This is a genomic window from Paenibacillus sp. JCM 10914 (assembly GCF_001315105.1).
GTDB lineage: Bacteria > Bacillota > Bacilli > Paenibacillales > Paenibacillaceae > Paenibacillus_AQ.
Window position 1 is genome coordinate 1 of the sequence record NZ_BAZR01000058.1, and the last position, 8,062, is coordinate 8,062.

Sequence of the window (8,062 nt, forward strand, 5' to 3'; positions counted from 1 at the left end):
GGGATGGTTGCATCGTATTCCTGCCAAAGAGGCAGCCATAGCGATGGATGAAGCTTCGGGCGGCAGTGAACGAAGCGATATGATGGTTACGGCGCTCTCCTTCAAGGAAGAACAAACCGCTGCCGCACAGTGGCAGCGGGAACAGGCGGAGCGTTACGGCGCACGTTTCGCCGAGCAATTGCCAGGGCGTCTCCCGTCGCCTAAACGGAAGCGGCCACTTATGATATGCAGTGCGGGGCTAGTGGCCACATTGGTGCTGGTCTTGATCCCTAATCCTATGGATCAGAAGATAGAAGCGGCGAAGATTCAACAGGAGTGGGTAAAGGAACAGGCAGCCAAGACGGAGAAGCTGGCCGAGGAGCTTGACAAGGAAACACTGGATCCTGCTGATAGGCAGAAGCTTCAAGAGAAACTGGATGCCTTGAAAAAGGCGCTGCAGAACGAGAAGCAGCCGGAGCAAGCACTGGAGAAGCTGGAAGAAGCGATGAAGGAGCTTGAGAAGCTGGCGAAGCAGCAGGAAGAGAAAGCCAAAGCGCTGAGCGAGTTGTCTAAGAAGATGCAGCAGGAGAGCATGATGTCGCAGATCGGCAAGAAGCTTGCCGAAGGTATTGCGGACATGGTTAAGCAGGAAATGAAGAAGCTCTCCGAACAAGTGAAGAAGATGTCCCAGGAGGAGAAGGACCAATTATCCGAAGAGCTGAGAAGGCTAGCGGAAGAAGCCGCGAAGCAACCGGGAGCCGAGGAATTGGCCCAGCAGCTTAAACAAGCTGCGGACGCATTAAAGGACGGCGTATCGTCGAAGGAGTTGGAGGAAGCACTGCAGCAGCTGGCGGAAGAGCTCGCGAATGCGGCACAAGCGATGACTTCCTCGAGCAGTCAATCGGAGTCTGCAGCGGCACTGGCTTCTGCTCTTGCCCAGCAGGGACTTAGCTTGGCTGATCAGATGATGGCAGCCGGGATATCGGTATCCGATGCCTGGAGTAATGGAGGCAGTGCCGAAGCTTTAGCGCAGGCCGGTCTTGGCGAAGGGTCGGGCGAATCCGGTGAAGGCAGTGGTTCCGAAGGCGGCGAAGGGCAAGGTTCGGGCCAAGGAGCGGGGGCCGGCGGCAGCGGTCAAGGAGCGGGTAGCGGCTCAGGGTCTGGTTCAGGAAGCGGTTCCGGCTCAGGTTCCGGTAGCGGCTCGGGTTCTGGCTCTGGCTCTGGCAGCGGGGCCGGGCTTGGCTCCGGAGGTCGTGAACTGGTGACGATACCAAGGGACTATAAGGGCAGCGGTAATATACAGAACGATCAGGGCGAACTGGAGGGAAGCGGAGGCGAGATCCAGAAAGGCGGCGTGTCGCCAACGATTCCCGGTACGGCCAGACCGTACGAGGAAGTCTATCGGGATTACGAAGCCGAGGCGCGCAAATCGCTCGGGAGAAGCCAACTCCCGGACCAGATGCAAGGCCTGGTCGAAGAGTATTTCATGCAAATTAACCCCAACCCGTAAGTAACATGATAAACACAAATAGCTGCTTTTTTTCAGGAATAGAGAAACTATGAATTTACCAAAAAGATGGAGGGTTCTTCCATGTCGGAAATCGCAGTGAGACCACAGGAATGGATGGGGAAAATATCAGGCCTGCGGGAACATATCGGCAAGGTCATTGTCGGGCAGCAAGAAGTCGTGGAGCAGATGTTATGGTGCATCTTTGCCGGGGGACACGCGCTGCTGGAAGGGATTCCGGGTCTAGGCAAAACGATGCTGGTTCGCACCGTCTCGGAAGCGCTGGAATTGTCGTTCTCGCGTATTCAGTTTACACCCGACCTGATGCCGACCGATATCACGGGCACCAACATTTTGTCCTTCGGCCAGCAGGGAAGCACGGGCATGACGTTCCAGAGCGGACCGATATTCAGCAGCATCGTGCTTGCCGACGAGATTAACCGGGCGACACCGAAGACGCAATCCGCTTTACTGGAAGCCATGCAGGAGAGGACCGTAACCGTTGGAGGAGAGACGCATCGGCTGCCAAGACCCTTCTTCGTGCTCGCAACGCAAAACCCGCTCGAGAACGAAGGAACCTATCCGCTGCCTGAAGCGCAGCTGGACCGTTTCCTGTTGAAGATTGAAGTGTCGTATCCGAGCGCAGAGGAATTGAAGGAAATCGTGAAACGTACAACGTCGGCGCATGAATTCCAGGTGGAGAGGCAGATGAGTGGAGAGGAACTGCTTGAGATCCAGCGGGGAGCCAAGGAAGTGCTGGTGGCCGAGGATATTTTGGATTATGCCGTTCGCCTGTTGATGATGACCCATCCCGAGGAAGCTTCGGCACCGGAGGCGGTCCGTAAATACGTGCAGTTCGGTTCCGGACCAAGGGGAATCCAATCGATCATCTCGGTCAGTAAAGTACGCGCTCTATGCAATGGACGGATGCATGTCTCGACGGGAGATATTCGGGCGGTGGCATTGCCTGCGCTGCGTCATCGCCTGTTCTTGAACTTCGAAGGACAGGCGCTTGGCATCACGACAGATCATGTCATTCAAGAAGTATTGCAGGCGCTGGAGACTTCGGCATGAGTGGGGCAGGAGGACATCTGCTGCCCCCGGAGTGGCTGCCTCGGTTGGAACGACTGAGCTTGTCGGCCAAGCGCCGGATTGCCGGAACGCAACAGGGCAAACGCCGCTCCCGCAAGCTGGGATCCTCGCTTGAATTTGCGGATTATCGCGTCTATTCTCCGGGGGATGATGTGCGTCGATTTGATTGGGGCGTCTATTCCCGTACCGGCAAAGCCTTCGTGCGGCAATTCATGGACGAGCAGGAATTGACGGTTAATCTGTTCGTGGATTGCTCGGCTTCGATGGGAGCGGTGATGTCGGCTTCAAGCGGAGAGTCCTCTGCCCCAACGTCTGGGCGTGATAATCAGAGCGCGATAGGAAGTGCCAAATGGCTGCTTGCACGACAACTGGCTGCGAGTATAGGTTATATGGCGTTGTCATCATATGATCGGCTTCAGGTGGCTTGTTATAGCCGTTCCATCCATGCTAGGCTGCCGGTGATGAGAGGAAAGGGTTCGGCTCACCGGCTGTTTTCTTTTCTACAGGGCGCTCAGACCGGTGGCGAAGGGAGCTTGGAGCGGCGCTGGCCGTGCCGGGGACATTACCAAGGCGACCGGGGATGACTTGGGTGTTCTCCGACTTTTGGCTGGAAGGCGGCGAAGACGAGCTGTTCCAAGCACTGTCACTATTATCCGGCACAGGCCAAGAGGTCGTGCTGGTGCATGTCTTGTCTCGGGAAGAGCTTGAGCCTAAATTGGCTGGGGATTTACGTCTGGTCGATAGCGAAACGATGAGCGGTAAAGAAGTGGCGCTGACGGGCAAGGTGATTGATGCTTATAAAGAGGAACTGGAGCGTTATCGAATGATGTTGTCCCGGGTGTGTGCAGAGCGCGGCATGTCTTACGTCCTTATTCCAGCGGATATGCCCCTGACCGACGCGATGTTTGGAGTGCTTGCCGGTGCAGGGCTGGTTACGAGTTGAAAAAGATGGTCAGAGAGCCCACGGGAGTAAGGAGGGGACAGGTTGGGGATTCAATCATGGCTCGGTTTATGGTTTGGTTTAACGCTGCCGGCCATTATTCTGATGTATATGTTCAAGCGGAAATACGTAGATACTACCGTTCCGAGCGGCTTGCTATGGGAGCGGGTGCTTCGCAATCTGGAAGCGAACCGCCCATGGCAGAGGCTGCAGAACCGGCTGTTGCTCTGGCTGCAGCTGCTTGTTGCAGCGCTGCTCGTCTTCGCCCTGATGCAGCCTTTCATGAAGGTATCCGGTGGCGGCAGTGCGCATATGGTCATCGTAGCGGATACCTCGGGCAGCATGAGCGCGCAGATTGGGCCAGACGGTTCGGAGGAAACTTCAACAAGGCTGGATTTGATGAAGGAACGAATTCAGGATTATGTGAAGGAGCAAGGCAGAAGAAGCGACATCACGCTGCTCTCGATTGGGGCCAGCCCGGTGACGCTTACTTCACGGGAAACCGATCGCTCGGTCATCGATCAGGCACTTGATGGGCTTCAGCCTTATTACGGACCGGCGGCTTATCGGGAAACGCTGTCGCTTGCTTCCGCACTGACGAGAGAGGCGTCGGATGCGGAGGTCGTTATTTTTACAGACAGCTACTGGAAGCAGGATACAGTGCCGATCGCCTTTCAAGTTCCGGTATCCGTCGAGAAGATACAGGGGGAGCAGCCATATAATGCAGCAATCGAACAGTTTGGCATTTCGGCGAAAAGCGATGGGGGCAAGGCGGCATACACAGGTGTAGCCGTTTTGAGCACGAACGCAAGTAACGCATCCACCGTGGAAGTCAATCTCTACGGGGATGAGCAACTGCTTACCAGCAGGGAGCTGAAGCTGGAGCCGCAGCAGAAGCTGACGGAGTCCTTCACAGGACTCCCGTTCGCGGAAGTGTATCGGTTGGAGCTGGCGCAGGATGATGGCTATGCGGCGGATAATGAGTCCTTTGCTTTTGGGCTGGCACACGGCACATCGCGGGTGTTGCTACTCACGTCCGGCAATCTGTTCCTGGAGAAAGCCTTGCAGTTAAGCGGGGCAGAGGTGACGCGAATTACCACGACAGAATCGGGTGTAAAGAACGACGACGGCGACGAGGCTTCGGAGCAACCGGATGCCGATTCGCAAGCACCCCCCGTGCCTGACGGCGAATTCGACTTGTTGGTGATGGATGGCAGCATTCCAGCAGAGTTTAAGCAAGGGAAATGGGCGGAACTGACAGCGAAAACGCCACTTTGGACAATTGGCGGCGAAGGCACAAAGGTGGGGAGCAAAGGCGGACGCCCCGTATTATCTAAACATCCCATCACTTCGTATGTCAGCTTGTCCGGCGTATATTTCGGTACGTTGATCGAGCAATCACCTGCGTGGGGGGAGCCCGTTATGAAGCTTGGCGACCAGCCGATCGTATTTGCTGGCTTGGAGGGTGGACGACCACGCTTGTCGTATTCCTTCCTGCTACAGGACAGCGATCTGCCGTTATCGCCGGAATTTCCGGTCATGGTCAGCAATACGCTAGCCTGGATGACTTCTGGCAAAGGCAGTGGTCTTGGCCGGTATGTGGCCGGAGCCCAGGCAGATATTCCGATCGCTTCGGATACAACGAAGGCGGCATGGATCCCGAAGAGCGGTTTGGCGCTCGAGTCGCCATCTTCTACAGTGGAAGTCGCTCGTAATGAACAGGGGATATCATCGGTTCAGATCGTCCCGGAAGTTCCGGGATTATATGCTTTTGAACAGCAAAATGAAGCGGGCGACAAGCTTAATTACTGGCTTGCGGTCACGGCAGATCCGCATGAAGCGGATTGGACTGTGAATCAAGAATTGCCGATCACCCAGCTGTTTCAAGCCCGGAACCCTCGGCGGATAAAGAACAGGCGAATGCGGAAGGGACAGGGTCGCAAGCGAATGGGACAAGTTCCCTCATGCCATGGTTAGCTTTACTGGCACTAGCTGTCATCGCAGCAGAATGGGGGGTGTACCAGCGTGGGCGTTCAATTTAGTCAGCCATGGTGGTTGCTGTTGCTTCTGCCGGCAGGGTTCTTTCTCTTCTATGCCTATCGCACCGATTATCGTTTAAGCGGTTTTCGCAAGAAGCTGGCCTTATGCTTAAGGACATGTATCATTCTCTTATTGATCTTTATGATATCTGGTCTGCACGGCTTTACTGTGCTCCGGGATAAGCAGGTCGTCTATGTAGCGGATCGCTCGGACAGTATGGGCGATCCCACGAGAATTACCAACTGGATTCAAGAATCGCTTGCCGCTAAAGAAGAAAAGGATGGAACGGCGATCGTATCAACCGGTCTGGAAGGGGCAATTGAGCGTCGACTGACCCCTTCGGACGGAGCTGGGGCTTCGCTGAATGCCTTACTCGAGGGAAGGTTTACGGGGCTTGAATCTGGCCTGCACCTCGCAGGCAGTCTGTTCGAGGGCACGAGCGATTCCCGCATCGTGCTCATCTCGGATGGCGATGAGAATGTCGGGAGCATGGCAGCCGCAGGCAGACTGCTGAGAGACCGGGGAATCGCGGTAGACGTGCTGCCCGCGTCGAAGCAGCAAGTCAAGGATGTTGCGGTGGAAGAGATCAAGGTGCCTGATCGATTGTATCAGGCAGAATCGTTCTACGTAGAGGTGCTGATTAACAGCACGTTCAAGACGAGCGGCGAACTGCGGATTTACGAGGATAATCGCGAGGTCGGCCGAGAACGCGTCGATGTTACGCCGGGCGAGAATCGTTTTGCGGTGAGGGGCTTGGCCAAGAATCCGGGACTGCATCGTTACCGGGCAGAGATCTTCATGGACGGGGATGAATCGTCTGCCAACAATGCAGCCTTCGCTTTCACGCGAGTCGAAGGTCCGCCCCGCGTATTGATTGTCGAGGGGACAGAAGGTACATCGGGCAATATCACGGCCGCTCTGGAATCCGGCATGATCGGCACGGAAGTCATTCCGCCGCAGATGCTGCCGCAGGAAGCAGCGAAGTATGCGATGTACGACAGCATCATTTTCAACAACGTCTCGGGCAGTGATGTCGGCGGCAAGCAGATGGAGATGATTGAACAAGCGGTCCGCAGTTTCGGGATCGGATTTATGATGGCAGGCGGCGATGATAGCTTCGGGATGGGTGGATATTTCAAGACGCCGATCGAAAAAGCGCTCCCGGTCTCGATGGAACTCGAAGGTAAGCGCGAGATCCCTTCGCTCGGACTGATTCTGGTCATTGACCGATCCGGAAGCATGAGCGGGCAAAAGATTGAATTGGCTAAGGAGTCGGCTATGCGTACGGTCGAACTGTTGCGGCCCAAGGATACGGTTGGGGTCGTGGCGTTTGACGATCAACCGTGGTGGGTCGTTCCGCCCCAAACCTTGGGCGACAAGGAAGAGGTGCTGAGCAGTATTCAGTCGATCCCGAGCGCAGGCGGAACGGATATCTATCCGGCCGTCTCCTCGGCACTGGATGAAATGCTGAAGGTGAAGTCTCAGCGAAGGCACATCATTCTGATGACCGACGGGCAGTCCGCAGGTCACTCCGGGTATCAGGATCTGACCGATACGATGGTCGCTAACAAAATAACGATGTCGTCGGTCGCGGTTGGGATGGACTCGGATACGGTTCTGCTCCAAACCTTGGCCGAAGCCGCCAAGGGCAGATATTATTATGTAGAGGACGAGACGACGCTTCCGGCCGTGTTCAGCCGTGAAGCGGTCTTAATGGCTAAATCGTATATCGTAGACAAGCCGTTCATCCCGGCGGTACAGAACGCTGGGGACTGGTCTGGATTATTTCAGCAAGGCGTGCCTGGACTATTCGGTTATGTGGCTACAACGCCGAAGTCTTCGGCACAGACGGTCTTATCCAGTCCAGAGCCGGACCCGGTGCTCGCACGCTGGCAATACGGATCCGGGCGCACGGTGGCCTGGACGAGCGACCTGAGCGGCAAGTGGTCGCGCGAGTGGGTGTCGTGGTCGCAATTTGCGGATACGTTAACCGAAATGGTGAAATGGACGTTCCCACAATTCACTTCTTCTCCTTATGAGGTAACGACGGAAGCGGCTGGGAATCAGGTTCGGATTCAAGTGACGGCCGATGGCGAGAATCCGCCGGCAAAGCTGAATGCCGTCATCGGAGACGATGAGGCTGGCGAGCAGACGGTGGAACTGATTCAGGAAGCGCCGGGGCGTTATACCGGCCTTGTCCACGTGTCAAAGCCGGGAGCTTTCCTTATGTCACTTGAAGATGCGAGCGGCGAGGATGCCGTGCAGGCGGCTCCGGGAACGGGCTTCGTCGTTCCGTATTCGCCGGAATATCGCCTGACTTCGGCCAGCGGCGGCGAAGATGCGTTGAAACGCTTGGCGGAAGCGACCGGAGGCCGGGTCTTATCCTGGGATAATCCGGCCGAAGTATTCGACCGCCAGGCGACCTCGCGGACGCAGCTCCACGATTGGAGCTATCCGCTGCTGGTGGCGGCCCTGTTGCTGTGGGTCGCCGACATCGCCGTGCG

6 protein-coding genes are annotated in these 8,062 nt (G+C 56.2%); all 6 read left to right on the forward strand.

Annotated elements, in window-relative coordinates:
• Window positions 1–1,489 (forward strand): phage tail length tape measure protein (locus JCM10914_RS29475; protein ID WP_036720527.1); only part of this gene is annotated, 1,489 nt, incomplete at its 5' end.
• 81 nt (window positions 1,490–1,570) lie between these two features.
• Window positions 1,571–2,560, forward strand: coding sequence for a MoxR family ATPase (locus JCM10914_RS27810; RefSeq protein ID WP_023967460.1), 990 nt, complete (start codon window positions 1,571–1,573; stop codon window positions 2,558–2,560).
• A complete protein-coding gene (locus tag JCM10914_RS31125; protein ID WP_023967462.1) occupies window positions 2,557–3,162 on the forward strand; it encodes a DUF58 domain-containing protein in 606 nt (201 codons plus the stop codon). The genes JCM10914_RS27810 and JCM10914_RS31125 overlap by 4 nt, the downstream gene beginning before the upstream one ends.
• Entirely contained in the window at window positions 3,159–3,521 is a 363-nt protein-coding gene (locus JCM10914_RS31130) for a hypothetical protein (RefSeq protein ID WP_023967464.1), read from the forward strand. The genes JCM10914_RS31125 and JCM10914_RS31130 overlap by 4 nt, the downstream gene beginning before the upstream one ends.
• A 42-nt stretch (window positions 3,522–3,563) precedes the next feature.
• Complete coding sequence (locus tag JCM10914_RS27820; protein ID WP_023967466.1) at window positions 3,564–5,495, forward strand: VWA domain-containing protein; 1,932 nt, start codon at window positions 3,564–3,566, stop codon at window positions 5,493–5,495.
• Window positions 5,496–5,543: 48 nt separating this feature from the next.
• Window positions 5,544–8,062, forward strand: a 2,519-nt coding sequence (locus JCM10914_RS27825; protein ID WP_036720530.1) for a VWA domain-containing protein, incomplete at its 3' end; no start/stop codon positions are given.

Coding starts and splice junctions, on each gene's coding strand:
- JCM10914_RS27810 (WP_023967460.1), top strand. CDS start 1,571: ATGTCGGAAATCGCAGTGAGACCACAGGAATGGATGGGGAAAATATCA.
- JCM10914_RS31125 (WP_023967462.1), top strand. CDS start 2,557: ATGAGTGGGGCAGGAGGACATCTGCTGCCCCCGGAGTGGCTGCCTCGG.
- JCM10914_RS31130 (WP_023967464.1), top strand. CDS start 3,159: ATGACTTGGGTGTTCTCCGACTTTTGGCTGGAAGGCGGCGAAGACGAG.